Source organism: Streptococcus sp. 3874 (assembly GCF_013276425.1).
Taxonomy (GTDB): domain Bacteria; phylum Bacillota; class Bacilli; order Lactobacillales; family Streptococcaceae; genus Streptococcus; species Streptococcus pseudopneumoniae.
This window is the reverse complement of sequence record NZ_VMLA01000046.1, coordinates 1-23,105: the sequence shown is the minus strand read 5'-3', so window position 1 is coordinate 23,105 and position 23,105 is coordinate 1. Positions and strand designations below refer to the sequence as shown.

Below are 23,105 nucleotides of genomic sequence, written 5' to 3'. Positions count from 1 at the left end.
TAACTTAATGACATTGGACATTTGTCCCGCTCTTCTTATTTTTCGTCAATAACGATTCTTACTTTTTTGTCTTCAGTTGGGACAGAGTAGACAATCGTTCTTATCGCAGAAATAGTGCGACCCTTACGACCGATTACACGACCCACATCGCTTTGATCAAGATTCAAATGATATTCCAAAAACTCTGGTGTATCTTCAATCTTGATAGTTAAGGCATCTGGTTGTGAAATCAAGGGTTTCACAATCGCAATAATGAGATTTTCAATCGTATCCATCTGTCAACCTACTTTAAACTTATTTTGAGAATTTAGAATCGTGGAATTTCTTCAATACACCTTCTTTTGAAAGGATGTTGCGAACTGTATCTGAAGGTTGAGCTCCATCAGCCAACCATGCAAGAACGCGGTCTTCTTTCAAAGTTACTTGGTTTTCAGCAACAAGTGGGTTGTAAGTTCCAACTGTTTCGATGAAACGTCCGTCACGTGGTGAACGTGAATCTGCTACGTTGATACGGTAGAAAGGTTTTTTCTTAGAACCCATACGAGTCAAACGGATTTTAACTGCCATTTTTAAAGTCTCATTTCTTTAATTTTTTATTTCGGTGAAATAGCTGAGCTATTTAGCACATGTTCTATTATAGCAGATTTCTGGCATGTGTCAAGAAAAAAACTTGACAGACTATAAATTTCTTCAAGTATTTAGAAATTTGTTAGAATAGGAAATAAATGTTTGAAAGATGCTATCCGTGAATACTATTTTAGAAAAATTTTATAAAGAACACCAAGTCAAACCCTTCATATCGCCTGAACGAGATTTGGATACTTGGCTCCTAAGTCCCAAGCCCGTTCCCAAGCGAAATATGAACTTATTAGCAGATGATTCACTAGCAGGAGATATCATTTTACTATGGAGAATCCAGTTTGGTACTTTTACCACTGAAACATGATTTTAAAAACTCCCATTCGAATATGATTCAAAATTCGCTTAGAATCAATGTTTTCCCACTTTTTCAAAAAATAAATTTTCATCTAATTTAAATAACTTTCAATTAAGTGTGAATTTTGCTTAAAATCATAAAAAAACACCCCATGGTGTGAACCATAATACTCTTTGAAAATCTCTTCAAACCACGTCAACGTCGTCTTGCCGTAGGTATGGTTACTTACTTCGTCAGTCTTATCTACAACCTCAAAGCAGTTCTTTGAACAACCTGCGGCTAGCTTCCTAGTTTGCTCTTTGATTTTCATTGAGTATAAAGTGTTGTAAATACTGTATTGTAGCTAGTTCTTAACCTTTAGAGAACTGGCTAGCTTTACGAGCTTTCTTAAGATCTGGTTTGGAAAGTATAGATTTCAATTAGACTAAAAACAGCGAAATATCAAGGATTTTAAAAAAGATATCTACTAATTAATTTATAAAATATGAATTAATAGATTCTAAATAGGGGAATAGTTTAGGTCTGTAAAAGATTAAATAATTTCTATTTTAGCTGTTAGAAACGTTGGTACATCAATGTTTTTAGAATGCTACATAATAAAAGGTAGAGTAAATAGTAGAGTAGTTATTGCGTTAGTTCAGCAATCTTATCGATATAAAGATTAACAGATTCTAACTTTCTTTGCGGTGCTAACTCGGCGTATGTGTCCATTGTTGTTGAAATTGATTTATCTTTTTTGATTTTTTAATGACCTTTTTGCCATTATGGATAATTTTTTCAGTTTCATCAGAAATCAAAAATTTTTTTCTTTGAATATTGAAATTTGCGAATGTCTTGGAAAGTCTAAGACAGCTAGATTGTATAGAAATTAAGTCATCATCCGACAAAGAATTCATTCTTTTATTTACAGTTTCCAAATCTCTAAATAAAATAGAGCCGAAGCAGTGGTAAAACATATTTTCAACAAGCTTGGCAATATCTCCAAAAATAATTTCTTTATAGTCTAAGTCGGTTTGAGTATTCAAATAAAGCAATATTGAAGTGGTAACTTGTTGCTTTTCCTTTTCAACTTGACTAACTTGACCTGCATTGCTTAGTTCGCTTTGTGTAATATTGTGTTTTTTTCTTAAATTTTTGATACGAGTAGGTAGTTCATGTGAATAATTTTCTTCAAAAAATTTCATATACAATCCCCCTATAATCATGGAAAAGTAGTAAAAATAGTTGTTATCCTAGTTGATTAAAAAAATCTCTGATTTCCTCATCTTTTATAAAATAATATATAATTTTCCCATCTCTTCTAGTGTCCAAGATGTTTTGATTGGCTAGTTTACGAAGATGGTGGGAGGCAGATGCCATACTGAGATTTAGTAAACAGGCTATATCACAGACACAGAGTTCTTCAACAGCAAGGAGATAAAAGATGATATTTATCTGTTTATTATCGGTAAACTTTGATAAAATACGAAGTGATTTTTGGACTTTTTCCTTTTCAAGGTAGTTCGTCGCGGTTGTAACATTTTGTTGATTTATAATATTCACTTGGCAAATACTATCTTTTTTCATAATTTTTTCTCCTAGCCGAACACAGTCCTTAGCATGTCAAAGCTGTTGTTTTCAATCAGAATATACATCCCCAATCCTAAATAGACAACGGCAATAAACCATCTGCTATATTTTTCCAAAGTTTCTCCAACAGAAGGGACTTGTGCCAATTTTTGGGCAGAAAAAACCAAGAGATAAATCATGACTAGAAAAGTAAGTAAAGTCACTATCAAATTCGCTAAATTTAAGGTGGTAAAATATGGGACAAAGACACCAATATTGTCAGCGCCACAACTTGCAAAAGTAATCATAGCGACTAGAAAAATCAGGTTTTTATTGTCTTTTCGCAAACCATCTTTTGCAATAGCTTCTCCATCAGAATCTCCTAAAAGCAAAACTTTGAGGCCTAGGAAAATTGGAATCAAACCGAGTAAACCTAAAATCTCTTTACTAGGAATATAATTTAAGACAAATGCAAAAAGCAAACTTAGCAATATTAGACTAACAGAGCCTAGAAATTGTCCTAAATAGATGTTAATGATGTCTTTTCTGCTTTTTCTTTTGGCAAAAAATAACATTAGGATAATAAGTAAGTCTACGGCTGTCCCAGAATACAGGATTATTGAAGTAACAACATTTTGAATCATAAAACACCTCATTCAAATATATTTTTGAATGTATTCTAACATTAAACTTTGTAGATGTCAACTTAAAATCCACCAAAATATAGATAAGAAGTTAGTGTACCAAATATTAAAAAGCCCTGCCATCGAAATGATAGCAGGGCTTAACTTCAATATCCAGATGATATATTTATCTAAAAAAGGTAGAGTTTTTATTGATTTGTAGTGCTATATAATGAGTTTCCAAAAATCAAAAATCGCTTAAAATCAGTATTTTGACATCTATTGACGTGTACTGAAATCCTTACTTAACCTCTGTAAAAATTAACTTCTACACCTACAAAGCTTATTCTGACAGACTTTATACAGTCTAAGAAAAAAAGTAGAGATTCATACAGTATCTAGATTTTTCAAAAATTCTTTATCATCAAATATTATTAACGAAACTATCCAAACCAAATCCGATGCATTACTTCAAAGAATTCTTTAGTTGTTTGTCTATCAAGGGCTTTTATTAAAAAATTTTTTCAAATAATTGCCACCTTGGCACATAAATTCTTGCTTTCTAAATTTAAATGTGATATATTTATAACATAAAATTTAAGTGTTATATATTTATAACACAAAAAAGGAGTCTATCATGAAAAAAAGTCAAAAAATGCGTGGCCTCATTGCAATGATTGCCGTAGCTCTCTTTATTGATTTTATTGTTGTATTTGGTTCTAATCTTAGTTGGGAACCCAAGTTAGTTATTACTGGTATTTCAGTGTCAGGTCAAATTGTAGCTATATCGAGCTGGCTACATAAGAGTCAGAAAGGTAAGAGAAAAATTATTTTTGACTTGTCTGCTAAGCTTTACACGATACTTGTGTTTGCAGCAAGCATTTTTTATACAGTAGGAATTTGGGTTGCGACCCCAAGCGAAAGTTCTGGTATTAAAGAATGGATTTTGGGAATTGGCCTCGTTATTGAAGTGATTCTATTTGGTTTTTTCTCTTTAAAAAATGTCAAGGAAACTCCGGACGAACGCTTTTATGCTAATTTAGCAAAGGCAGCTAGCTTGATGTTTGTTTTTATACTAGGCGCACTGATGATCCTAGCAGTTATCATTGGGTATATGGGGTCTCTCACTCTTTACATGGGACAGATATTTATTAGCATAGCTGCCTTGATTTGCATCTTTGCGGTTGTCTATTTTATCTTGGAACGTAGAGGATAAGCATGGCCAAAGAAAGCAAGATTATTACTAATCTCAAATCTGTTCGTGAATCCACAGGCATGACCCAGCAGGAGTTAGCCGACCGCATCGGCATGCGACGCGAGACAATTCTGCACTTGGAAAATAACCGTTACAATCCTTCGCTGGAAATGGCTCTTAAAATTGCTCAAGTTTTTAATCTGAAAGTAGAAGACCTCTTTGAACTCAGACAGAAAGAGGAAGCATAATTCTTTTTGAGACCTAGTATTCAGTTCATTGACTAATTAGGAATTGAAGCCAAAAGAAAAAATCCTTTGAAAATGTGCTCTTTTAAAATATAGTAATTCTTTCGAATTAACCTTTACTAATTGTGATGCTTTACGAGCTTTCTTAAGATCTGGTTCCCTAAATACTTTGAGTACTCTTATGGCATTGATGCTCCTAAGCATCTCAAAACTCTGGTAGAAAAAGGTTATGCTGTCCATTGAAACTGCTTTTTACTCACTTGACCATCTAATACGCTACCATAAAAAAGAATATCCTAAAGAAGAAGGGAGTTACTGGACTTTCTAAAAATGAAGGCTACAAATTTGGACCAAGCCCTTCATGAGCATTTTTCAGAAGAAGAATTAGCTTGTCACTTTTCGATTCGTGGCTACAAATTAACTCCAAAGGGGAGCAGATACTGGAACAGTACCAGGAAATTATCGACCGTCATCCAAAGAAAAATCTCTAATCAAGTAATTTTTTAGTTGATTTTCTCTAAAATTGTCTTGTCACTAATATTTGAAATCCCCTTCCTTTTAGGGTACAATGATAGAAATGAATTTTTGAGAGGAATAGAATGAAAAAACTAGCAACCCTTCTTTTACTGTCCACTGTAGCCCTAGCTGGGTGTAGCAGCATCCAACGCAGTCTGCGTGGTGATGACTATGTAGATTCTAGCTTGGCCGCTGAGGAAAGCTCCAAAGCAGCTACCCAATCTGCCAAGGAGTTAAATGATGCTCTGACAAATGAGAATGCCAACTTCCCTCAACTTTCTAAGGAAGTTGCTGAAGATGAAGCTGAAGTGATTCTCCACACAAGCCAAGGTGATATCCGTATCAAACTCTTCCCTAAACTCGCTCCTCTAGCGGTTGAAAACTTCCTCACTCATGCCAAAGAAGGCTACTATAACGGAATTACCTTCCACCGTGTCATCGATGGCTTCATGGTTCAAACTGGAGATCCAAAAGGGGACGGTACAGGTGGTCAGTCCATCTGGCATGACAAGGATAAGACTAAAGACAAGGGAACTGGTTTCAAAAACGAGATTACTCCTTATCTCTATAACATCCGTGGTGCTCTTTCTATGGCTAATACTGGTCAACCAAACACCAATGGTAGCCAGTTCTTCATCAACCAAAACTCTACAGATACCTCTGCTAAACTCCCTACAAGCAAGTATCCCAAGAAAATCATCGAAGCCTATAAAGAAGGGGGAAATCCTAGCCTTGATGGCAAACACCCAGTCTTTGGCCAAGTGATTGACGGTATGGATGTTGTAGATAAGATTGCTAAAGCCGAAAAAGATGAAAAAGACAAGCCAACAACTGCTATCACAATCGATAGCATCGAAGTGGTGAAAGATTACAATTTTAAATCTTAAAAACCAAAAAAATACAGTATCCACATTCGGTACTGTATTTCTTTTATCCTCATTCTTAAGTTAGCTTGTTAAAATCCCAGATTTGATCCATCCAGCCTTCATAGAAGTCTGGTTCGTGGCAGACCATAAGGATAGATCCCTTGTATTCTTTGAGAGCACGTTTGAGTTCATCCTTGGCATCCACATCCAAGTGGTTGGTCGGCTCGTCCAGCACTAAAACGTTGTTTTCACGATTCATCAAGAGACAGAAACGAACCTTGGCTTGTTCCCCACCTGACAAGACCTGAATTTGGCTTTCAATATGCTTGGTTGTCAAACCACAACGAGCAAGGGCTGCACGAACTTCTGCTTGGTTGAGAGCTGGAAAGGCATTCCAGACAGCCTCTAGTGGTGTTTGGCGATTACCGCCTTCTACTTCCTGTTCAAAGTAACCAAGTTCTAGGTAGTCTCCACGTTCAACCTCTCCAGCGATTGGTAGAATAATACCCAATAGGGACTTCAAGAGAGTTGTTTTCCCGATACCATTAGCACCAATAATCGCAACCTTTTGATTGCGTTCGAAGGTAAGATTTAAAGGCTTAGTAAGAGGACGGTCGTAACCAATTTGCAAGTTCTTGGCTTGGAAGATAAAGCGCCCTGGTGTACGAGCTGGTTTGAAATCAAAGGATGGTTTTGGTTTCTCACTTTGGAGTTCGATAATATCCATCTTATCCAATTTCTTCTGACGAGACATAGCCATGTTTCGTGTTGCAACACGTGCTTTGTTTCGAGCCACGAAGTCCTTGAGGTCCGCAATCTCTTTCTGCTGACGTTCGTAGGCTGCCTCTAGCTGAGATTTCTTCATAGCATAAACTTCTTGGAACTGGTAGTAGTCACCAGAGTAACGCGTCAGCTGTTGATTTTCCACATGATAGACAATATTAATAACGTCATTGAGGAATGGAATATCGTGCGAAATGAGAACAAAGGCATTCTCATAGTTTTGGAGATGGCGCTTGAGCCAATCAATATGCTCAGCATCCAAGTAGTTGGTTGGCTCGTCCAACAGCAAGATATCAGGCTTTTCAAGGAGGAGTTTAGCCAAAAGCACCTTGGTTCTTTGCCCACCTGACAAAGAGGTTACATCCGTATCCATGCCAAAGTCCATAACACCAAGGGCACGCGCCACTTCGTCAATCTTAGCATCCAAGGTATAGAAATCACGACTCTCCAGACGGTCTTGAAGTTCGCCAACTTCTTCCATGAGAGCATCAACATCAGCTCCATCTTCAGCCATTTCCATATAGAGGTCATTGATACGAGCTTCTGCTTTAAACAGCTCATCAAAAGCTGTACGTAGAACATCACGTACCGACTGCCCTTCAGCAAGGACAGAGTGTTGATCCAAGTAACCAGCCGTCACATATTTGGACCACTCAACCTTTCCTTCATCTGGCAGCATTTTACCAGTCACGATACTCATAAAGGTTGATTTTCCTTCACCATTGGCACCGACCAGGCCGATATGTTCTCCCTTGAGGAGACGGAAGGACACATCTTCAAAAATTGCACGGTCACCAAAACCGTGACTCAGATTTTTAACTTCTAAAATACTCATTTTAATTCCTTATCTTGTTTTTATATAATCGTTTATAAAGGAGCCAAGCCAGATAGCCACCCAAAGTGTTGGTCCACAAATCATCAATCTCAAAGACGCGATTGAAATCAAAGAAAAAGTCCAAGATTAATTGCGTACACTCGATTCCAAGACTCACAAGAAAACTAAAAAGAAGGACCTTTTTTATTTTCCGCAAGTTTGGAAGGAGATAAAGGAGTTGGAACATCAGAGGAAAAAGTAAGAACATATTAAGGATATTTTGTAAAAAAATCCAGCATAATTGTCCCATATCACTCACCTCACCCAGATTCCAGAGGGAGTTTAAAGGAGTCAAAAGAAAAACCAGGCTTCCAAGATGCTGAATACCTGGAGTTTCTACCCCCACGGGAGATTGTTCTTGAGGAGTAAAGCAAAAATAGACAATGCAAATGCTATAGAAAATGACTCCCCAGACCAAAATATGATTATAAGTCTTCTTCATCATTAAGGATTTACCGCTGCGACTGCCTTCTGGCGGTCACGTTTCATTGTGTTAGAGCGCAATTGTCCACAAGCTGCGTCACTATCTGTACCATGCTCTTGACGAACCACACAGTTGACCCCTTTTCTCTTAAGCGTATCATAGAAAGCCAACACGCGCTCTTTGGGACTACGGCTATATTGGTCATGCTCACTAACTGGGTTATAAGAAATCAAGTTTACATAAGACAATTTCTTGATGTTCTTGAGCAATTCAGCTAATTCCAAAGCTTGTTCTACGCCGTCGTTTACTTCATTAAGCATGATATACTCAAAGGTCACACGACGATTAGTTGTCTCAATGTAGTACTCAATAGCTGCAAAGAGCTTTTCAATCGGAAAGGCACGGTTAATCTTCATGGTACTTGAGCGCAGTTCATTGTTGGGTGCGTGAAGAGACACGGCAAGATTGACCTGAACCCCTTCATCAGCAAAGTCACGAATTTTATGGGCCAAACCTGAGGTTGAAACTGTGATGTGACGAGCACCGATGGCCATTCCCTTGTCATCGTTGATAGTACGAACGAAATTTAAGACATTGTTGTAGTTATCAAATGGTTCACCAATTCCCATGACAACGATATGGCTGACGCGTTCGTCCTGACCACGCTCATCAAAGTATTTCTGAACCAGCATGATTTGCGCTACGATTTCACCGTTATTGAGGTCACGTTGTTTCTTAATCAAACCAGAAGCACAGAAGGTACAACCGATATTACAGCCAACCTGAGTGGTCACACAGACTGACAAACCATAGTGCTGTCTCATCAATACTGTCTCAATCAGCATGCCATCAGGCAACTCAAAAAGATATTTAACTGTCCCATCAGCAGACTCTTGAACGATACGTTGTTTCAAGGGATTGACCACAAACTGGTCATTAAGCTTAGCAATCAAATCTTTTGACAGGTTGGTCATCTCTTCAAATGACTGGACACGTTTACGGTATAGCCATTCCCATATTTGATCTGCACGGAATTTCTTTTCTCCTTGCTCCAAAACCCATTCCTGCATGGTTTGACGTGTTAAACTATAAATTGACGGTTTCATTTCTACTCCTTATTCCCTACTCACTTCTGACGAATGACAAAATGACGTTGTCCCTTGTCCTCTTTCTGAGAATGCTGGTCTTTCTGACGACGTCTATTTTTCTTATCTGCATTCGGTTTTCGTTTTGTTTGAGCCGGTTTCTTTCCTTTTCTAGAAGGCGGTTCTTCTTCCTTCTTACGCATTTTCTTGTCAAATGATGCTCGCTTAGGGGCTTCATTTTCTAGGACAAAATAGGCACAACCATAACTACAATACTCTAAAAGGTAGTCTTGTAAACGACTGATTTTTTCAAGTTTTTCTTCTGTTCGGTCATCCTTGTAAAAACCTCGTAGGCGAAGCTGTTCGTTGCTCCAGTCTCCCACGATATAATCAAACTTTGTTAAGACTTCAGAAAAACGCTGATTAAAAGCCGTCACATCAAAGGCATCCTTGATATTTTCCACCAAGGAAAAAACTATCCCTTCCGTTTCGACCTTGTCCCCATGTAAATGGAACTCAGGACCAGGAAACTTGTTATAGTTGTATAATTCAGGTGCAATTTCTTTTCGCATAGATATCCTTTTTCCACGATTACTTAATACTTTATTCTACCATAATTTCTAGCAGTTAGCACGTTTCTCATAAAAATAGAGATGACAAATTTTTAGGATTCATTAAAGTGTCTAAAACCTTGATATTATTGAATTTTTAAAAATAGCAGGTCCTTAGGTTATTTTTAAAGACCATAAAAGTTCTTAAAAAGTCCACAAAAAAAGCCCTCAAAAAGGGCAATAAATGACGAGTTCAGCAGGCAAGAAACTAGCACGGTCAAACGTGCTTTTTTTATTGCTGATTGCTGATAGGTATATTATACCATGAAGTACGTACTTTATGACGTTATACCTGTAATTCTTCCCTGATTGCTTTCTGTAATAGCTGACTGAAATTGATTTTATTTTCTTTACCAACTTCAACCAACCAACTAGGGAGGGTTACAGTTTTATTGACAACCCTAGAACGTTCGCGCTCTCTAACCAGTTCCGTATCTACTGAGATAGCTTGCAGAATATCCTCATCACTGCCAAGCTCACTAGCCAAAGCCTTAAAACTTGAAGGCTCTGGAAACTCTTTGCCTTCATCTTCAAACATGATTGTATAGATTTCTAGCACCTCACGGGCGTTATAGATTGCCTCGTTTAAGGTATCGGCTTCGCTAATTGCTCCTTGAAAATCAGGGAATGTGATTGTATAACCGCCGTTTTCTTCATCCACTTCAAATAGTGCCAAGTAAGTGTATTTCATAATTTGATAATAACCAATGACCGCCCCAATATAGGGGAGGGAGTTTTTTACTCCCCTTCCAATACTTTCAAAATCTTGCCAAGTGTTCCAGGTCTATAATCGTTTTCTTTTGGTTTAGGTATCGTTACCGTTCTTCCGTCTGGATGTTTCCAAACTTCATGCGAACCTTTACCAAAAGCTGTTTTGATAAAACCTTTTTTCTTAGCAAGTTTTTTTAGTTCTCTTTCGGTCATCGGTTTCTCCTTTCCGTATCTTTAATTATATTATACACTTGTTTGAAACATTTGTCAATGTATAACACTTATTTTTACACTTGTTTTTTATAACCTCACAAAAGCCCCAAAATTCGTTTCTAAGGGCTTCTAGTTTATCCATGGTGTTTTAGTTCTCCAGTACGAAACAAAGCAAAATAGGGGGCGAATATGAAGCCTATGCCTACTTATATGCTTCTAGCTCTCCGTTCTGGTGGATTCTCGCAAAGTTTAAGACGGCTATCTGTTTGTATCGGTGATAACTAGTGGAGCTAGTACCTGCCATTTCTACGCATTCACTCATTGTTTTCTTCCTCATGTAACAATAATGGATAATAAAGTATTTTCTGGCTCGCTTGTTCTCTATGCTGTTGATGTCGTGGGCGAATATCTCCAACCCCTCACGGATTGCTTTTTCATGCTTACTAGTCAAATTCCACTGATCAGGTAAGACAAGTTTCCAAGCCTCTTCATCTATCCTAACTTGGTTTTCACTTCCTGCCATCCTCTGGAAACGTAGAAAGTATGTCATCCGCTCTCTGACGTTCATCATCGTTTTAAACTTATCCAGCTCCATTAGTTCACTCCTTTGTGATATAATAGTTATGCGAAACTATAACATGAGAAGTCAGCTGTGCTGGCTTTTTTTGCGTTTTCTCGGCGTTCGCTCGGAGTTCAAGGATACTCTCCTTATCTGATTGATAACTGATAAGCTCTATTCATCACAAAAACCTATATTGTCCCAGAATATCCGCAATCCTTTTGTATTTTTAATTCGTGAAATATCTTTTTCTGCTTCTTCTTTTGTCGGATAGACTTCTATAATATCTTTGGGATTTTTTCCACCTATCCTATATCTTACCTCAAAATGTCCAGTATCAATCTGCGTCAAAAACACGGTATCAACTTCATCAACCACCGCTAACTTATTCAACTTATTTAAACGGTTTTTAATCGCCTTCATCTAGTATCTTCGCCTCTAATATTTCTAATTGCTCCACTACCTCAACCATTTCAACCGCCTTATAAGCCATGTTTAGAATGCTCTGGGCGCTCTGTTGTCTCGCATACGGGCTTACTGTCTTATCAAGCATGATTTCCCTTAATACATTGACTGCCTCAACGCTTGCATTCTGTAACAGCGTAGTAGACTCCTTGAGTTGTTCGCTACGTCTTTCACGGTAAATTCTCTTAAAGGTTGCATCGTTCAAGTAATTGTAAGCCGTCTTTCTGGTGATCTCACTTAATTCACTAGCTTTTTTTACATTCCCAGTCATGAGATAATTGGCCATAAATATTTCTTTTTTTCTGCTTAATTCTGTCAAATACTAGTCACCTCACTTTATTGGTCTAATTCTGGAAACTCACTTATCCCAGTCATTTCCCTAAGTTCATCCATACGTTTTTTTGATTTCTTATAGTCTGCTAGCTTAATATCTTTAAATGGTATTTTAATAAAATCATCCATATCTATCTTTATTTCATCTTGCTGAAAAGCAAATCTTAAACAATCCACATATAAAGATATACATTCATCAGTTGTTGCATATTCCGTCTTTCCAGCATACTCTTCTAACTTTTCTAGTCTTGCTTTTAAACTTCTAACCATTCCCCTACCTCGTGTGTAATTCTGTCTGATTTATGTAAAAAAAGGGGATTGCTCCCCTCCACATCACAAACCTAATAAACCACGTCTTTCTTTGCCCAGTAGTTTATCATATAGGGCTTTATCCTTCTCATATAGTTCATGTCTACGCTTGTAGCCCATAGCTTTAAACTCTTCAAGAGTTACAGCTTCCTCTTCGTAAGATTTTGAAATACTTTCTACGTTCTTTGCAAGCCCCTGCAGTAAGTCAGCTTGTCTCTTCTCTTCTTCGATTTCTTGAAATAGTTGTTTATGTTCATCTTTCATTATTGTTCTCCTTCAAAATAGTTAATACGATTCACAAAATATGCTAAATCATCTTTGGGATCTAAATAGCGGTATTGGCTTCCCATATAACCAGTTACACCACTATAAATGTAAGGCTTACTTACTCCACTATATTCTGGAGATGTATTCAGGCGGTCAAATAACTCTTCGATACCTGTTTCTCTTACCTCATCCGCCAATCTTTCAGCAGTATTTTTGTAATTTTCGTTATAATTTGCAATCAATTCCAAAAGCTCAATAGATTTCTGCTTGATTTCTTGGCGCTGGCGCTTCACTGTTTCATCTTGCTCTAATGCAGTTCCTAAATAACCTGATGCATTAATTTTTCTAGCGTCTGCTACGATTGAGTCAATCCGTTCTTTCTCAAGTTTTGTTCTTTGCTCTTTCATATCAGCAATATACTTTTCTTTTACGTTAATAGCTTGAAAATCTTCAAATGTTTGTACATCTGCTTTCTTGGATTTGATATCCTTAACTTCTTTTTCTGCTTTCTTGATTTCCTCATCAAAGCGATCAAAAATCTCTAATTGAGTCCGTACTTTGTCCATCTGGTTTTTCACTTCTTGCAATGTTGGCATTTCTTTTTCCTCCAATCTTCCCAAAAACAAAAGAGACATAGCCAAAATAGATTGCTCCACTTTATGCTATACCTCTGATTTTTTCAGTCAGTATTCTTTTTAAATATTGTTGTTTTAGATTCCACGCTGGAGACAATCTCGCCGTCTTGTATTTTAAGCGTGATACTCCCAAACCTTGGAACCTCTAACAGTTTTATTTTACCATAATTTCTAAAATAAATAAAGCCTTCTTGTATCTCCATATTTTAGCCTTTCATGCTACCCCTCTGTTTGCTTGCAGCCTTTGAAGCTCTCACAAATACGTTTAAAGATATAGTTTAGTTTCTTATCCTCCACGTACTCAGCTACTAGCGTCCCTTTATCCTTGTGAGTTATTGAAATAGATGGTACTTCATAAGTCCCAGTCATATATCCCAGTAGCGCGTGACCTGCTACCGTAGCAGTATCTAGGTCTTTAAATTCGTAAGTGAAAGTAAATGTTTTGGCTTTATCCGAAAATGTTTTTAATGTCATGTTGTTTTCCTCTTTCTGTTTTAAGGGTGTCACTAGTAGTTACACCATTGCAAGGAGGTCGGTACTATCTACCCCATTTTATTTTAGGTTTTGGGCAAAGTGTAGCCATTTTTGAATATCTAGCGGCTACGCATTCCGCCTTACAGCCCCAAGGGTTTTCGCCTTGTGTAGCCGTGTAGCCGTTTCATCTCAAAAAAATATATAAATAACGTATTAGGTATTTAATTATATATACTTTTATAAAATATATATTTTGGCTACATTTATATTAAAAATTCAGTAATATCAAGGGTTTAGGGGTGTAGCCGTTTTTTTTCGTCTTGTCTACACCTCTTTGAAACCCTTACAGTATCAAGGGTTTTCAGCGTAGCCGTTTTTTTATCTTTTGGCTACACTGTCTACACTTTATTTTTTTATTTTAGCAAATCCGCGTTTGATACTTTTGCCAAATCGCAAGGACTCCCTTGCTTCCCAATCCTCTTTACTTTGCATGATTTTTTTAATCTTGTTTTTATCCTTTACGTTCGGTATCTTATCCGGATATACCTCTGTGAAAAATAAATTAATAGCCATCTTGTCACGTTCCACTAGTTCCCCATACTTTTCAATATCTAAGGTAATTTCTACACCGTTTGCGCCCATATGATAGCCATGATTTATCATGTCGTAAATGTAATAATATCTTGTTCTATCTGTCGGGGGGAACTGATACATTCTTTTTGGGTAAGGAGTGCCTAAATAGCGCTCCAAATCCTCAAGGGTTTCATCTACAAACTTGTAACGGCTTCTAACCTCATTTACTAGCTTTTCTTGCTCGTCTGTCAGGTTCAACACTTGGTTAGCTCTCCAAGCCACCACCATAGCACCCCAAAAGGCTCTACGGTCTTTTTCCGTCCACTTCCTGCCCTTATAGGCGGTGTCCTTGTGGACTTCCGCAACCAAAAAGCGCCTTTCTCCTGTCAGGTCGTTTAAATAATCATGGTCATTAGTTGCCCTCACGATAATAAAACTCTTAGGCAGTCGCCTATCACTGGAGGCGTAAGGCGGTCTAAACTCTAGCTTGGTTTCTGTGATGAATTTCTTCAATTCTGAAAAACTAGCCTTTTTACTGGCCACCATCTCATCATCAAATACACACCAGTTTCTGACCATTCTAGCCTTGTCATCTTTGTCTGTGAAGGTCTCAATGGTGGTAAAATACTTGTGAGTGAAAAGCCCCTCAAAAAATTGGGTTTTTCCTACTCCCTGCCGTCCAGTCAAGTCCAGCACAAAGTCAAACTTGATGGTAGGGTCAAACACCTTGGCAACCGCTCCACGGAAAAACAAATCCATGATAATACGGTTATATTCATCATCCTTGATATTGAGATAATGCCTTAAAATATCAAAGGGATCGCGCTGATTCACTAACTCTTTATACTCACTTTCGCAAGATTCCAGATAGTCTTTTAAGGGGTTATAGCTGTGTTCTCCAGCCACCACTTCCAAAATATCCGCTATGTCAGGCTTTTTATAGTCAAGCTTGTACTTGGTAGCAATATAAGCCCTAATCTCTCTGATAATCAGGTCATCGATTGCACCGCTCAGGATTCTACCGTTTAGCTTCATTGGTCTAGTCACGTCGATTTCATAAGTGAAGACGTTGTACTGTATCGCCCCTTTTAGCTTGCTATCTCCGTTCAAAATCTTCTTGAGATTGTCCAAGTTGACTGCAAAGCCGTCACCTCTTGCTCTTTTTGCCAAGTTCAGGCTATTGTGTTCCTCATCGGTCTCCCTTGCTTGGGTCAGGTCCACCACTTCAGGCGGTGCTTGTTGCTGATCTTCTTCAATGATTTTATTTACAATGTCATTGCTATTCAAAAGCCACCTCCTTATAAAATATCCTTGCTACTTCTAGGAAATAGCTTGCTAGGTCTTTGCGTTTAACGATTGCAGAAAACAAGTCCACTAACTGGCTAAAACTGTAGCCATTAACAAATAGCAAGCGGACAAAAAGCGAAGTCTCATACCTGGTATAAATCCCGTTACAAATCAGGTCAAAAATCCAACCCTTTAACTCCACTCCAAGACCCTGCCGTTGCTCTGTCAATTTGTTTACCTCTAAATCTTTCAGGATCGTCAGCAAGTCAGGACTAGCCAAACCTATCTCTAAATCTCTGGCCAATTCCCAGCCCTCTACTTCCTCGCTTTCGTCTTTAACTACCACATACAAGCCTTTGTAGTGAAAAGCCGTCAAACCCTCGCCTATTGGCTCAAAATAGATAAATTTATAGTGATTGCCATTCTTCCAAACTTGGGTTGGGCTAGACTTGAGAAAGCCAAACAAAGGTAATTTTTCAGCGGATAGAATTAACTCAAGCACTCTCATTCATCCACCCCCAGAAACTTCCAGATGTCGGTCACTAAATAGTAAATCATTCTTGAACCATCGTCTGGCGGTTGATAGCGTCTTAACCCCTGACTTTCCCACTTATTTAGCGTGTTGTCACTAATTTTCAATTCCTCTTTGAGTTCAATTCTATTTATCAACTTAGTCAGTCTCTGCGGTGCTTTCTCATGTGCTTCCAGGTATCTTTCCACTACCTCCAGAATGCCATGCGTCAAATCATGCTCACTTTCTCGGCTTAGGCTAAACATATCTGCCCACCTCCTTCAAGGTTTCTTTGTAGCTTTCTAGGTCGCTGTTCATCAACACCGCTAGGCGCTTGCTCTCCTCCTGTACTTGGTTGTAAAAAGCCTTAGCGCCATCTAGTAACTCGCCTTTGTTTCTAGGTATGAAATAACCTCTATAAATTCCATTTCTAGCCCCTACAATCGGGATGTTATGCTTGACTATTAAACGCTTAATAGTATCTTGTACCGCCCTTTCTGATAGCTTAGTCAGTCGGCTGATGTCTGTCCCTGTGGTGGAGTTCTCAGCCCCTACCTTGATTAGTCTTAATACTCGTTTATCGTTCTCTGATAGGCCCATCCAATCTCTCCCCTCCTTTGCTTTTATTTACAAAGGTTATTTGTCCGCTCGCTACCCCTTGCAAAATAGCTTTTTGAGTCTCTATGATTGTATCAAGGGTTTTCAAGATAGCTGTCTTAGTTTCTAAATCCAACGCTTGTTTTGTCAACAAGCCCCTAGTTACAGCTAACTTTGTTGCATTGTCCATACACGTAGCTAGAAAAATATCTTTTGTAAAATAAGGTTCATCTGGTATTTTTTCACTATCAAGGTATATCTTCACTATGTAACTCATTTCATCCCTCCGTAAACTCTTACCCCTGCAAGCTGGATATATCGCCCATAATCAGGATTTAAATCCTCGCTAGGTGTTTCTATCGTCTGTTGGTTTTCTCGCTCTATTTGGGCGCTTTTTTTTACGGTCTCGGTGGTTTAGATAAAGTAGTAAGCCAATCAATACCACGATTAAGACAGCAGCCTGTGTGTTGCTTATATCTAACTCATTCATGTTTTTCCTCCAATTCTTTGCGGTACATTCCGATAGTATTAACTAGATTTTCCTTTGTCTTGATAAGACAATCATAAGCAAGGTAAAAAATGGCGCTTTGCGTGTTATATTCCAAGGCTAAAAGTAGGGTCTTCTCTTGGTTGCTCATGTTTTTACTAAAAAAATGAGAAGTAGCCTCTAAAGCATTTTGAGCGGTGTTAAGTCCTAAGGTTAAATCATCTAGTTCATCTAAAATATTTTTAATTTCTTCTTTTGTCATGTTTGTTTCCTTTTTTTGTCTTTTACTATCCAGGATATCCTCACGCTTAGACTCGCCAAGTTGAAAGCGTGAGAAAGTACCAGTTTAAAGAGTTGGCGCTCTATGCTTTTCAAAACCTTTTCTAATTTGCTTGCCTGCTCTTCGGTTTTCTTAGTTTTTATTCATTTCGTTTACGGCTTTATCTGCTAGCCGTTGCCATTGTTTTCTAAATTCTTGTTCATCTATCCGCCCATGGAGAAAATCGCTTAGGGCGTAAGTTGCACGGCTGTAAAATCGCTTGGCTCTATCATAATTTGTCATTCTTTGCCTCACTTACTGCTTTTACTACCTTTTCTCTTAGTTTTGTAAATTCTTCGATAAATTCATCTTGAGATATAACCCCACGATTAAAAGTTATAATCAAGGCGCTTGCTCTTTTTGTGTATTGTTCCATCTGTTAGCCCTCCATCATGTCGTAAATTATAGCGCGGTGCTTTTTAGGGATATGCTTCATTGCGTCCAATATGTCACGCTCTGCTTTTTGTCGTGTTTCTGCTTTTACTGTTTTATCTTCTGCTATTTCAAAGGCGTTTTTTGCTACTTTGTAGTAGTCTAGCGACTGTAAAAAATGACCACGTTCAGACAGTTCTTTGTCTTCCAATTCCTCTTTTACCGTACCGTCCAAGAGTTCAAACTTGGAGTACACCCCTTTTTCTACTTCAAATCCTAGACGCTTGTTTTGTCTCAGATTGTAAAGGTTAACCCTGCAACTCTCCAAGTTGCGATAGCCTAATACTCCAGCGATTTCTTCTAGGTTTTTACCCTCTAATTCTGGCAATTTTTCAGCTATATCTTTAAATTTTACTATTTGATGTTTCTTTCCCATTGTTTACCTTGTCTTTCTATGCTATAATCAAGGTATAGAAAAAATATCTATACCATTCATCCAGTCGCTTGCTTCAGTCGCCAAACGTTCAGCAAGTGACTTTTTTTGTTGTCTTAAACTCCTAAAAAATCCGCAACCTCTTTAGCAGGAAAAACTCCATTTGGGGTTGGTTCAACATCATCTTCCAATACTTTAAAATGTAAGAGTGGTTTTGTTTCGTAGCTTTCGCCTTTTTCGTAAAGTGATTTAATACGGTCAAATAGTTTTGTCAATGCTACGTCGTTGGTGTACTCAACAATGATTTCACCGTGTCCATTGTAAGTTGTTTCTTCAACGTCTGTGATCATACGAATTTCTTCGCCTAATGCTCTAGCGATACCGTGGTCAGTTGTTTGTGCTTGATATACTTGTTTATTGTTCATGTTGTTTTCTCCTTTATGTTCTAGGTCGGATATTTCTTCCGAGAAGGTCAATCCCCAGTGGTAAAGCACCACATGAGAAACTTGTAAATGTAATATAGTATTGCGATTGTGTCGCTCCTTCCGTTCTTATTCGGGAACGTTTTTATTAAAAAAAATTCCCAATTCATTTACGCCATAGCCCAGAATTTTACCAAATTCAGCAAGCTCGTCAGCTCCAAATGGTACAATTCCATTTTCTCTTTTTGCGTAAGGCGCTCGGGACTTCCATCCCATTTTTTCGGCTATCACATCTTGAGTATAGCCTTTTGCAATGCGCTCCGCTTTAATTCGTCTTAGGTTTAATTCCATCAGCTACCACCTTTCTTTTTTAGTCGTTCCCGTAAGAGAACAAAACAAGTATAACTCTTCCGTTCCCATTTGTCAACACAAAACTTGATTTTTTTTACAAAAAAATATTTTTAACATGGTTCTTGTACTTTTTTGGGAACGGTGGTATAATAAAATCAAATTAAGAAAGGGGGGGTGTAAAATGCGCTCTAATAGTGAAATTATAGATATTATCGTCTTAGAAAAAGACAAACAAGACCTTTCTCTTAGTGAGTTAGCTCGAAGAGTAGGGTTGGCAAAATCTGCCATGTCTAGATACTTAAATAAAACCAGACAATTCCCACTAAACAGGGCTCAAGATTTTGCTAATGTTTTAGGTATATCAGTAGAATACCTGCTAGGTGTTGAAAACTCTTCTCCATCAACTTCAACAGTTGAAAAAATCACGCTCATAGCTGACCAACTCACTCCACCAAGACAAGAAAAAGCCTTGACTTATCTTAAAAAGCAGCTGCTGGAGCAGAAAAACGAAAACATAGTATCAGAAAATATTATCAGTCTGGACGACTACAGGGAAAGCAAGACGCTCCCTGTTATCGGAGTTGTAACCGCTGGAAACGGAATAACCCAAGACGATAACCTAAACATAGAAAAATGCTTTTATACTGATGAAATACCAGACGACTATGACGCTATCGCTTATGTCGTTGGCAACTCTATGGAGCCAAAGATAAAGAATGGCGACTACCTATTTATCAAGAATGCACCTCAAGTTGACTATAACACTATCGGTATCTTCCAAGTAGACGGCGCTAACTACGTCAAGAAACTGCGTCAAGGGTATTTAGAAAGTCTCAACCCTGAATGTGCTGATATTCAACTAGACGAAGACAACGATATACGCACCATCGGCGAAGTCGTGAGTATATATAGAGAGAAATAAAAACTCCCCCATATTCGCCAATAGCAACCCCATCCCATGGGTCCATTGTGCAAAAACGGAGGAAAATGAAGAATAGAAAGCCGATTTCACAGACTAAAGCGCAAAAATGGGCAAAATTGACAAATAGAAAGGAGAATTATGACCTACTCACAAAACTATCTGGACGATATACTGGTACGCATGGCCTACCATTCTAGCGGTATCGAAGGGAATACTATCTCTCTACCCGAAACCGTCAGCATTATCTTAGAAAGCACCTTGCCACGCAACGGCAAAAGTATTCGTGAGTTTTATGAGATTGAAAACCATAAACAAGCCTTTTCTTATCTCTTGGACTCATTGGCAAACCATCAAGCCCTTACTGTGGGGCTGGTTCGAGATTTTCACGCCTTATTAGTGGATAGGCTGCAACATGATCGCGGACAATTTAAGCAAGTTCAAAATGCCATTATCGGGGCGGAATTTCAAACGGCTAGCCCAGCAGAAACGCCCTACTTGATGACACAATGGGCGGATAATACTGCTTATCGTTTGGAGCATGCTCAGAATGAAAAAGAAGTATTAAAGATTTTAGCAGACACCCATATCCAGATTGAACGGATTCACCCATTTAGCGATGGTAACGGTCGTACCGGTCGCCTGATACTTATGTACTTGGCTATGAAGTATCTAAACGCTCCTATCATCATCCCAAAAGACTCAAGGGCGCATTATATGGAACTCCTCGCAAATCAAGACGTAACTGGACTAGCTGACCTCTTCAAAAAGTCACTGGACTACGAAAGAATACGAAAAAAACAGTTTTAAAACAACAAAAAAAGACAAGCTAGCTGCTGCTGACTTGTCTAATATCGCCTGAACTGAAATAACGGGAAAGATTCAGGCGGTTACATGACTATTATACCATATTATTCAGAAAAACAAATATAAGCCCCATATCCGCCTTGTTTACTACTCTGGTATTATTTACCGTCTGACTAATTAAAATCGAAAATAGGGGCATTCTCGTAGCTCCTCGCATGGTAAAACTTCAAAACCTTTTCTAATTTGCTTGCCTGCTGATGGAAAAAGGAGTAAAACCATGAAAATAACAGAATATACTAAAAAAGACGGCTCAATAGTCTATCGCTCTAGCGTCTACCTTGGCATCGATACCGTAACAGGTAAGAAAGTCAAGACGACTATATCAGGGCGAACCAAGAGAGAACTTAGAAACAAAGCGCTACAGGCTCAAATAGACTTTGAAAAAAACGGCTCTACAGTATTTAAAGCGGTTCAAATCAATACCTATGCCGAACTGGTGGAGAATTGGCTGGAAACATACTGCCATACGGTCAAAAAGGCAACCCTTACAATAATCAAGAGTAGACTAAAAAACTATCTACTTCCAGCCTTTGGAGACTACAAACTAGATAAGCTAACACCCCCAGTTATTCAAAAGCAAGTTAATCAATGGGCAAAAGAGTACAATCAACTAGGCAAAGGTTACCAAGAGTATCCGCAACTTAACTCGCTAAATAAACGAATACTTAAATATGCCGTATCCTTGCAAGTTATCCCCTTCAACCCAGCCCGTGATATTATCGTGCCACGTCGTAAGGAAAAAGAAGGGCAAAAACTGAAATATCTGGATGATGATAACTTAAAAAAATTCTTGACTTACCTGGAGCAGCTGCCAAACACTTACAAAAATTTCTACGATACGGTGCTATATAAGACGCTTTTAGCGACTGGTTTGCGTATTCGTGAGTGTTTAGCCCTCAAATGGTCTGATATTGACTTACAAAACGGTACACTAGACGTAAATAAGACTCTAAACTGTGAAAAAGAAGTCACTACCCCTAAAACAAAATCAAGCGTTAGAATGATTGACTTGGATAATAAGACGGTACTCATGCTGCGGCTTTACAAAAATAGACAAGCGCAAGTTGGTAGAGAAATAGGCTTGACTTATGAAAAAGTATTTTCTAATTCCTTTGACGAATATAGAGACGCTAGGACGCTTAGGCATAGACTTGAGAAACATTTAAAACTTTCTGACTGCCCTCGTTTAACATTCCACGCCTTCCGCCATACTCACGCTAGTATCTTGCTCAATGCTGGACTGCCTTACAAAGAAATACAAACAAGGCTTGGTCATTCTCAAATTTCAATAACCATGGATACTTATAGCCACTTGTCCAAAGACAACAAGAAAAACGCTACTTCATTTTATGAAAAAGCCATTGAAAAATTAAAAAGTTCCTAAAAAGTCCACAAAAAGTTTAAAAATCCATTAGCTCAATTGTGAAAAGTAGCTATATCAAAGGCTTTGCACGCCCTATTTGAAATTTAGCACGTTTCTCATAAAAATGAAAAAAGTCTGACGATTTTGTCAGACCAAAATAATATAACCTTAAAAAGAGAAGAACAATTCTTCCCTCCAACTATCATTATTTAGCAGCTGCGTACAATTCATCTACTTTGTTCCAGTTGATTACTGAGAAGAAAGCTTTGATGTAGTCAGGACGCACGTTGCGGTATTTCACGTAGTAAGCATGTTCCCAAACGTCCAAGCCCAAGATTGGTTTTTTACCTTCTGAGATTGGTGTGTCTTGGTTTGCTGTTGAAGTCACTTCAAGTTTACCTTCTTTGTTGACAACCAACCATGCCCAGCCAGAACCAAAACGAGTTGTTGCTGCTGCAGTGAAGGCTGCTTGGAATTCTTCAAATGAACCAAATGTTGCATCGATTGCTGCTGCAAGTTCTGCTGAAGGAGCTGTTTTCTCAGGAGTCATCAATTCCCAGAAAAGAGCGTGGTTCAAGTGTCCGCCACCATTGTTGATAAGCGCTTGACGGATATCAGCTGGGATAGATTCTACATCAGCAAGCAAGGCTTCAAGATCTTCACCGATTTCAGGGTGTTTTTCAAGAGCTGCATTGGCATTGTTGACATAAGTTTGATGGTGTTTGTCATGGTGCAAGTGCATTGTTTCCGCATCGATGTATGGTTCCAAAGCGTCGTATGCATATGGAAGATCTGGTAAGATAATAGCCATCTGTAATACCTCTTTTTCTTTCTATATGAAAATGATAACGCAAACATTCACTTTTTTCAAGTTTTTTGCTTATAGATGAAGAAATCACTGAAATACTTTCTAATAATACTCTTCGAAAAT

At 38.2% G+C, this 23,105-nt stretch carries 39 protein-coding genes and 3 pseudogenes; 9 read left to right on the top strand and 33 right to left on the bottom strand.

Annotated features, from left to right (window positions below):
- Positions 1-35: 35 nt before the first annotated feature.
- Both kphA and rpsP read right to left on the bottom strand, forming a co-directional pair.
- The gene (kphA, locus tag HT703_RS05240; protein WP_000379620.1) at positions 36-275 is read right to left on the bottom strand and encodes an RNA-binding protein KphA; all 240 of its coding nucleotides are present in this window, start codon (positions 273-275) and stop codon (positions 36-38) included.
- A 19-nt stretch (positions 276-294) separates the two neighbouring features.
- Positions 295-567: a 30S ribosomal protein S16 gene (gene rpsP / locus HT703_RS05235; protein ID WP_000268760.1), complete on the bottom strand. Its 273-nt coding sequence runs from the start codon at positions 565-567 to the stop codon at positions 295-297.
- Between the two features lie 169 nt (positions 568-736).
- Between rpsP and HT703_RS05230 the strand changes: the two genes are divergently transcribed.
- Complete coding sequence (locus HT703_RS05230) at positions 737-946, top strand: hypothetical protein (RefSeq protein ID WP_000953861.1); 210 nt, start codon at positions 737-739, stop codon at positions 944-946.
- An 82-nt stretch (positions 947-1,028) separates the two neighbouring features.
- Here the strand turns inward: HT703_RS05230 and HT703_RS11685 are convergent, their stop codons facing one another.
- The 4 genes and pseudogenes from HT703_RS11685 to HT703_RS05210 form a co-directional block, all read right to left on the bottom strand.
- Complete coding sequence (locus tag HT703_RS11685; protein WP_023938302.1) at positions 1,029-1,247, bottom strand: hypothetical protein; 219 nt, start codon at positions 1,245-1,247, stop codon at positions 1,029-1,031.
- 466 nt (positions 1,248-1,713) lie between these two features.
- A pseudogene (locus HT703_RS05220) lies at positions 1,714-2,121 on the bottom strand (helix-turn-helix transcriptional regulator); the annotation flags it as partial.
- Between the two features lie 43 nt (positions 2,122-2,164).
- Entirely contained in the window at positions 2,165-2,503 is a 339-nt protein-coding gene (gene cadX, locus HT703_RS05215) for a Cd(II)/Zn(II)-sensing metalloregulatory transcriptional regulator CadX (RefSeq protein WP_000711082.1), read from the bottom strand.
- 11 nt (positions 2,504-2,514) lie between these two features.
- On the bottom strand, positions 2,515-3,129 hold the full coding sequence (locus HT703_RS05210) for a CadD family cadmium resistance transporter (protein ID WP_000615748.1): 615 nt from the start codon (positions 3,127-3,129) through the stop codon (positions 2,515-2,517).
- A gap of 28 nt (positions 3,130-3,157) precedes the next feature.
- On the opposite strand from HT703_RS05210, the gene HT703_RS11680 reads away from it, so the two are divergent.
- From HT703_RS11680 to HT703_RS05190, 5 genes are all read left to right on the top strand, one after another.
- Positions 3,158-3,331: a FanG protein gene (locus HT703_RS11680; protein WP_078374329.1), complete on the top strand. Its 174-nt coding sequence runs from the start codon at positions 3,158-3,160 to the stop codon at positions 3,329-3,331.
- Positions 3,332-3,745: 414 nt separating this feature from the next.
- Positions 3,746-4,324 (top strand): DUF3796 domain-containing protein, encoded by a 579-nt coding sequence (locus tag HT703_RS05205; RefSeq protein WP_119941871.1) that lies wholly within the window; start codon positions 3,746-3,748, stop codon positions 4,322-4,324.
- A 2-nt stretch (positions 4,325-4,326) separates the two neighbouring features.
- Positions 4,327-4,551, top strand: coding sequence for a helix-turn-helix transcriptional regulator (locus HT703_RS05200; protein WP_001041099.1), 225 nt, complete (start codon positions 4,327-4,329; stop codon positions 4,549-4,551).
- A 327-nt stretch (positions 4,552-4,878) separates the two neighbouring features.
- Complete coding sequence (locus HT703_RS05195; protein WP_172929955.1) at positions 4,879-5,055, top strand: hypothetical protein; 177 nt, start codon at positions 4,879-4,881, stop codon at positions 5,053-5,055.
- 92 nt (positions 5,056-5,147) lie between these two features.
- Positions 5,148-5,951, top strand: coding sequence for a peptidylprolyl isomerase (locus HT703_RS05190; protein ID WP_138703664.1), 804 nt, complete (start codon positions 5,148-5,150; stop codon positions 5,949-5,951).
- A 55-nt stretch (positions 5,952-6,006) separates the two neighbouring features.
- Here the strand turns inward: HT703_RS05190 and HT703_RS05185 are convergent, their stop codons facing one another.
- The 26 genes and pseudogenes from HT703_RS05185 to HT703_RS05060 all read right to left on the bottom strand — a co-directional run bounded on the left by HT703_RS05185 (position 6,007) and on the right by HT703_RS05060 (position 19,025).
- The gene (locus HT703_RS05185) at positions 6,007-7,548 is read right to left on the bottom strand and encodes an ABC-F family ATP-binding cassette domain-containing protein (RefSeq protein WP_172929957.1); all 1,542 of its coding nucleotides are present in this window, start codon (positions 7,546-7,548) and stop codon (positions 6,007-6,009) included.
- 1 nt (position 7,549) lies between these two features.
- Positions 7,550-8,032: a VanZ family protein gene (locus tag HT703_RS05180; protein WP_000976714.1), complete on the bottom strand. Its 483-nt coding sequence runs from the start codon at positions 8,030-8,032 to the stop codon at positions 7,550-7,552.
- Complete coding sequence (gene rlmN, locus HT703_RS05175; protein ID WP_054392994.1) at positions 8,032-9,117, bottom strand: 23S rRNA (adenine(2503)-C(2))-methyltransferase RlmN; 1,086 nt, start codon at positions 9,115-9,117, stop codon at positions 8,032-8,034. Before rlmN ends, HT703_RS05180 begins: the two co-directional genes overlap by 1 nt.
- Positions 9,118-9,137: 20 nt before the next feature.
- Positions 9,138-9,668, bottom strand: coding sequence for a YutD family protein (locus HT703_RS05170; RefSeq protein ID WP_054392995.1), 531 nt, complete (start codon positions 9,666-9,668; stop codon positions 9,138-9,140).
- A 325-nt stretch (positions 9,669-9,993) separates the two neighbouring features.
- Entirely contained in the window at positions 9,994-10,398 is a 405-nt protein-coding gene (locus HT703_RS05165) for a type II toxin-antitoxin system HicB family antitoxin (RefSeq protein WP_023935891.1), read from the bottom strand.
- A gap of 47 nt (positions 10,399-10,445) precedes the next feature.
- Positions 10,446-10,631 carry a type II toxin-antitoxin system HicA family toxin gene (locus HT703_RS05160; RefSeq protein WP_023935892.1) on the bottom strand — a complete coding sequence of 62 codons (186 nt, stop codon included), beginning with the start codon at positions 10,629-10,631 and terminating at the stop codon, positions 10,446-10,448.
- A 202-nt stretch (positions 10,632-10,833) separates the two neighbouring features.
- Positions 10,834-11,226 carry a transcriptional regulator gene (locus HT703_RS05155; RefSeq protein WP_172922898.1) on the bottom strand — a complete coding sequence of 131 codons (393 nt, stop codon included), beginning with the start codon at positions 11,224-11,226 and terminating at the stop codon, positions 10,834-10,836.
- Positions 11,227-11,364: 138 nt separating this feature from the next.
- Positions 11,365-11,613, bottom strand: a complete 249-nt coding sequence (locus tag HT703_RS05150; protein WP_023935894.1) for a hypothetical protein — start codon at positions 11,611-11,613, stop codon at positions 11,365-11,367.
- Positions 11,600-11,941, bottom strand: a complete 342-nt coding sequence (locus tag HT703_RS05145; protein WP_000035041.1) for a hypothetical protein — start codon at positions 11,939-11,941, stop codon at positions 11,600-11,602. Before HT703_RS05145 ends, HT703_RS05150 begins: the two co-directional genes overlap by 14 nt.
- Before the next feature lie 50 nt (positions 11,942-11,991).
- Entirely contained in the window at positions 11,992-12,258 is a 267-nt protein-coding gene (locus HT703_RS05140) for a hypothetical protein (protein ID WP_172922512.1), read from the bottom strand.
- Positions 12,259-12,321: 63 nt separating this feature from the next.
- Complete coding sequence (locus tag HT703_RS05135) at positions 12,322-12,561, bottom strand: hypothetical protein (RefSeq protein WP_023935898.1); 240 nt, start codon at positions 12,559-12,561, stop codon at positions 12,322-12,324.
- The gene (locus HT703_RS05130; protein ID WP_138705622.1) at positions 12,561-13,220 is read right to left on the bottom strand and encodes a hypothetical protein; all 660 of its coding nucleotides are present in this window, start codon (positions 13,218-13,220) and stop codon (positions 12,561-12,563) included. Before HT703_RS05130 ends, HT703_RS05135 begins: the two co-directional genes overlap by 1 nt.
- Positions 13,221-13,243: 23 nt before the next feature.
- Positions 13,244-13,402 carry a DUF2292 domain-containing protein gene (locus HT703_RS05125; RefSeq protein WP_172922906.1) on the bottom strand — a complete coding sequence of 53 codons (159 nt, stop codon included), beginning with the start codon at positions 13,400-13,402 and terminating at the stop codon, positions 13,244-13,246.
- Positions 13,403-13,442: 40 nt separating this feature from the next.
- A pseudogene (locus tag HT703_RS05120) lies at positions 13,443-13,673 on the bottom strand (hypothetical protein); the annotation flags it as partial.
- Between the two features lie 405 nt (positions 13,674-14,078).
- The gene (locus HT703_RS05115) at positions 14,079-15,533 is read right to left on the bottom strand and encodes a virulence-associated E family protein (RefSeq protein ID WP_172922904.1); all 1,455 of its coding nucleotides are present in this window, start codon (positions 15,531-15,533) and stop codon (positions 14,079-14,081) included.
- Positions 15,526-16,041 carry a hypothetical protein gene (locus HT703_RS05110; RefSeq protein ID WP_172922903.1) on the bottom strand — a complete coding sequence of 172 codons (516 nt, stop codon included), beginning with the start codon at positions 16,039-16,041 and terminating at the stop codon, positions 15,526-15,528. The genes HT703_RS05115 and HT703_RS05110 overlap by 8 nt, the downstream gene beginning before the upstream one ends.
- Complete coding sequence (locus HT703_RS05105) at positions 16,038-16,310, bottom strand: hypothetical protein (protein ID WP_054388145.1); 273 nt, start codon at positions 16,308-16,310, stop codon at positions 16,038-16,040. The genes HT703_RS05110 and HT703_RS05105 overlap by 4 nt, the downstream gene beginning before the upstream one ends.
- Positions 16,303-16,644: a DNA-binding protein gene (locus HT703_RS05100; protein ID WP_172922902.1), complete on the bottom strand. Its 342-nt coding sequence runs from the start codon at positions 16,642-16,644 to the stop codon at positions 16,303-16,305. Before HT703_RS05100 ends, HT703_RS05105 begins: the two co-directional genes overlap by 8 nt.
- A complete protein-coding gene (locus HT703_RS05095; RefSeq protein ID WP_172922901.1) occupies positions 16,622-16,918 on the bottom strand; it encodes a hypothetical protein in 297 nt (98 codons plus the stop codon). The genes HT703_RS05100 and HT703_RS05095 overlap by 23 nt, the downstream gene beginning before the upstream one ends.
- Positions 16,915-17,131: pseudogene (locus tag HT703_RS05090) on the bottom strand (hypothetical protein). Before HT703_RS05090 ends, HT703_RS05095 begins: the two are co-directional and overlap by 4 nt.
- Entirely contained in the window at positions 17,124-17,390 is a 267-nt protein-coding gene (locus HT703_RS05085; protein ID WP_172921881.1) for a hypothetical protein, read from the bottom strand. The pseudogene HT703_RS05090 and the gene HT703_RS05085 overlap by 8 nt, the downstream one beginning before the upstream one ends.
- 150 nt (positions 17,391-17,540) lie before the next feature.
- The gene (locus tag HT703_RS05080; protein ID WP_166727420.1) at positions 17,541-17,690 is read right to left on the bottom strand and encodes a hypothetical protein; all 150 of its coding nucleotides are present in this window, start codon (positions 17,688-17,690) and stop codon (positions 17,541-17,543) included.
- Positions 17,677-17,823, bottom strand: coding sequence for a hypothetical protein (locus HT703_RS05075; protein WP_000438875.1), 147 nt, complete (start codon positions 17,821-17,823; stop codon positions 17,677-17,679). Before HT703_RS05075 ends, HT703_RS05080 begins: the two co-directional genes overlap by 14 nt.
- Positions 17,824-17,826: 3 nt before the next feature.
- The gene (locus HT703_RS05070; protein WP_054393017.1) at positions 17,827-18,255 is read right to left on the bottom strand and encodes a hypothetical protein; all 429 of its coding nucleotides are present in this window, start codon (positions 18,253-18,255) and stop codon (positions 17,827-17,829) included.
- 113 nt (positions 18,256-18,368) lie between these two features.
- Positions 18,369-18,677 carry a hypothetical protein gene (locus HT703_RS05065; RefSeq protein ID WP_138701311.1) on the bottom strand — a complete coding sequence of 103 codons (309 nt, stop codon included), beginning with the start codon at positions 18,675-18,677 and terminating at the stop codon, positions 18,369-18,371.
- 126 nt (positions 18,678-18,803) lie between these two features.
- Positions 18,804-19,025, bottom strand: coding sequence for a helix-turn-helix transcriptional regulator (locus HT703_RS05060; protein WP_001863444.1), 222 nt, complete (start codon positions 19,023-19,025; stop codon positions 18,804-18,806).
- 181 nt (positions 19,026-19,206) lie between these two features.
- On the opposite strand from HT703_RS05060, the gene HT703_RS05055 reads away from it, so the two are divergent.
- The 3 genes from HT703_RS05055 (at position 19,207) to HT703_RS05045 (ending at position 22,195) form a co-directional block, all read left to right on the top strand.
- On the top strand, positions 19,207-19,947 hold the full coding sequence (locus tag HT703_RS05055) for a S24 family peptidase (protein ID WP_054388187.1): 741 nt from the start codon (positions 19,207-19,209) through the stop codon (positions 19,945-19,947).
- 138 nt (positions 19,948-20,085) lie between these two features.
- Positions 20,086-20,754, top strand: coding sequence for a Fic family protein (locus HT703_RS05050; protein WP_172929956.1), 669 nt, complete (start codon positions 20,086-20,088; stop codon positions 20,752-20,754).
- A gap of 274 nt (positions 20,755-21,028) precedes the next feature.
- The gene (locus HT703_RS05045; protein WP_138701471.1) at positions 21,029-22,195 is read left to right on the top strand and encodes a site-specific integrase; all 1,167 of its coding nucleotides are present in this window, start codon (positions 21,029-21,031) and stop codon (positions 22,193-22,195) included.
- Positions 22,196-22,379: 184 nt separating this feature from the next.
- Here HT703_RS05045 and sodA read toward each other — a convergent pair whose 3' ends face one another.
- Positions 22,380-22,985: a superoxide dismutase SodA gene (sodA, locus tag HT703_RS05040; protein ID WP_000974733.1), complete on the bottom strand. Its 606-nt coding sequence runs from the start codon at positions 22,983-22,985 to the stop codon at positions 22,380-22,382.
- Positions 22,986-23,105: the final 120 nt, after the last annotated feature.

What these genes read in the sequence shown, in the direction of transcription:
- HT703_RS05210 (WP_000615748.1), bottom strand. Translation starts at nt 3,129, where the DNA reads ATGATTCAAAATGTTGTTACTTCAATAATCCTGTATTCTGGGACAGCC.
- HT703_RS11685 (WP_023938302.1), bottom strand. Translation starts at nt 1,247, where the DNA reads ATGAAAATCAAAGAGCAAACTAGGAAGCTAGCCGCAGGTTGTTCAAAG.
- HT703_RS05070 (WP_054393017.1), bottom strand. Translation starts at nt 18,255, where the DNA reads ATGGGAAAGAAACATCAAATAGTAAAATTTAAAGATATAGCTGAAAAA.
- HT703_RS05185 (WP_172929957.1), bottom strand. Translation starts at nt 7,548, where the DNA reads ATGAGTATTTTAGAAGTTAAAAATCTGAGTCACGGTTTTGGTGACCGT.
- HT703_RS05165 (WP_023935891.1), bottom strand. Translation starts at nt 10,398, where the DNA reads ATGAAATACACTTACTTGGCACTATTTGAAGTGGATGAAGAAAACGGC.
- rlmN (WP_054392994.1), bottom strand. Translation starts at nt 9,117, where the DNA reads ATGAAACCGTCAATTTATAGTTTAACACGTCAAACCATGCAGGAATGG.
- HT703_RS05095 (WP_172922901.1), bottom strand. Translation starts at nt 16,918, where the DNA reads ATGAGTTACATAGTGAAGATATACCTTGATAGTGAAAAAATACCAGAT.
- HT703_RS05180 (WP_000976714.1), bottom strand. Translation starts at nt 8,032, where the DNA reads ATGATGAAGAAGACTTATAATCATATTTTGGTCTGGGGAGTCATTTTC.
- HT703_RS05125 (WP_172922906.1), bottom strand. Translation starts at nt 13,402, where the DNA reads ATGGAGATACAAGAAGGCTTTATTTATTTTAGAAATTATGGTAAAATA.
- cadX (WP_000711082.1), bottom strand. Translation starts at nt 2,503, where the DNA reads ATGAAAAAAGATAGTATTTGCCAAGTGAATATTATAAATCAACAAAAT.
- HT703_RS05080 (WP_166727420.1), bottom strand. Translation starts at nt 17,690, where the DNA reads ATGACAAATTATGATAGAGCCAAGCGATTTTACAGCCGTGCAACTTAC.
- HT703_RS05135 (WP_023935898.1), bottom strand. Translation starts at nt 12,561, where the DNA reads ATGAAAGATGAACATAAACAACTATTTCAAGAAATCGAAGAAGAGAAG.
- HT703_RS05205 (WP_119941871.1), top strand. Translation starts at nt 3,746, where the DNA reads ATGAAAAAAAGTCAAAAAATGCGTGGCCTCATTGCAATGATTGCCGTA.
- HT703_RS05110 (WP_172922903.1), bottom strand. Translation starts at nt 16,041, where the DNA reads ATGAGAGTGCTTGAGTTAATTCTATCCGCTGAAAAATTACCTTTGTTT.
- HT703_RS05170 (WP_054392995.1), bottom strand. Translation starts at nt 9,668, where the DNA reads ATGCGAAAAGAAATTGCACCTGAATTATACAACTATAACAAGTTTCCT.
- HT703_RS05145 (WP_000035041.1), bottom strand. Translation starts at nt 11,941, where the DNA reads ATGGCCAATTATCTCATGACTGGGAATGTAAAAAAAGCTAGTGAATTA.
- HT703_RS05150 (WP_023935894.1), bottom strand. Translation starts at nt 11,613, where the DNA reads ATGAAGGCGATTAAAAACCGTTTAAATAAGTTGAATAAGTTAGCGGTG.
- HT703_RS05160 (WP_023935892.1), bottom strand. Translation starts at nt 10,631, where the DNA reads ATGACCGAAAGAGAACTAAAAAAACTTGCTAAGAAAAAAGGTTTTATC.
- HT703_RS05200 (WP_001041099.1), top strand. Translation starts at nt 4,327, where the DNA reads ATGGCCAAAGAAAGCAAGATTATTACTAATCTCAAATCTGTTCGTGAA.
- HT703_RS05085 (WP_172921881.1), bottom strand. Translation starts at nt 17,390, where the DNA reads ATGACAAAAGAAGAAATTAAAAATATTTTAGATGAACTAGATGATTTA.
- HT703_RS05065 (WP_138701311.1), bottom strand. Translation starts at nt 18,677, where the DNA reads ATGAACAATAAACAAGTATATCAAGCACAAACAACTGACCACGGTATC.
- sodA (WP_000974733.1), bottom strand. Translation starts at nt 22,985, where the DNA reads ATGGCTATTATCTTACCAGATCTTCCATATGCATACGACGCTTTGGAA.
- HT703_RS05060 (WP_001863444.1), bottom strand. Translation starts at nt 19,025, where the DNA reads ATGGAATTAAACCTAAGACGAATTAAAGCGGAGCGCATTGCAAAAGGC.
- HT703_RS05050 (WP_172929956.1), top strand. Translation starts at nt 20,086, where the DNA reads ATGACCTACTCACAAAACTATCTGGACGATATACTGGTACGCATGGCC.
- kphA (WP_000379620.1), bottom strand. Translation starts at nt 275, where the DNA reads ATGGATACGATTGAAAATCTCATTATTGCGATTGTGAAACCCTTGATT.
- HT703_RS05195 (WP_172929955.1), top strand. Translation starts at nt 4,879, where the DNA reads ATGAAGGCTACAAATTTGGACCAAGCCCTTCATGAGCATTTTTCAGAA.
- HT703_RS05055 (WP_054388187.1), top strand. Translation starts at nt 19,207, where the DNA reads ATGCGCTCTAATAGTGAAATTATAGATATTATCGTCTTAGAAAAAGAC.
- HT703_RS05075 (WP_000438875.1), bottom strand. Translation starts at nt 17,823, where the DNA reads ATGGAACAATACACAAAAAGAGCAAGCGCCTTGATTATAACTTTTAAT.
- HT703_RS05190 (WP_138703664.1), top strand. Translation starts at nt 5,148, where the DNA reads ATGAAAAAACTAGCAACCCTTCTTTTACTGTCCACTGTAGCCCTAGCT.
- HT703_RS05155 (WP_172922898.1), bottom strand. Translation starts at nt 11,226, where the DNA reads ATGGAGCTGGATAAGTTTAAAACGATGATGAACGTCAGAGAGCGGATG.
- HT703_RS05140 (WP_172922512.1), bottom strand. Translation starts at nt 12,258, where the DNA reads ATGGTTAGAAGTTTAAAAGCAAGACTAGAAAAGTTAGAAGAGTATGCT.
- HT703_RS05230 (WP_000953861.1), top strand. Translation starts at nt 737, where the DNA reads ATGCTATCCGTGAATACTATTTTAGAAAAATTTTATAAAGAACACCAA.
- HT703_RS05045 (WP_138701471.1), top strand. Translation starts at nt 21,029, where the DNA reads ATGAAAATAACAGAATATACTAAAAAAGACGGCTCAATAGTCTATCGC.
- HT703_RS11680 (WP_078374329.1), top strand. Translation starts at nt 3,158, where the DNA reads ATGTATTCTAACATTAAACTTTGTAGATGTCAACTTAAAATCCACCAA.
- HT703_RS05100 (WP_172922902.1), bottom strand. Translation starts at nt 16,644, where the DNA reads ATGGGCCTATCAGAGAACGATAAACGAGTATTAAGACTAATCAAGGTA.
- HT703_RS05105 (WP_054388145.1), bottom strand. Translation starts at nt 16,310, where the DNA reads ATGTTTAGCCTAAGCCGAGAAAGTGAGCATGATTTGACGCATGGCATT.
- rpsP (WP_000268760.1), bottom strand. Translation starts at nt 567, where the DNA reads ATGGCAGTTAAAATCCGTTTGACTCGTATGGGTTCTAAGAAAAAACCT.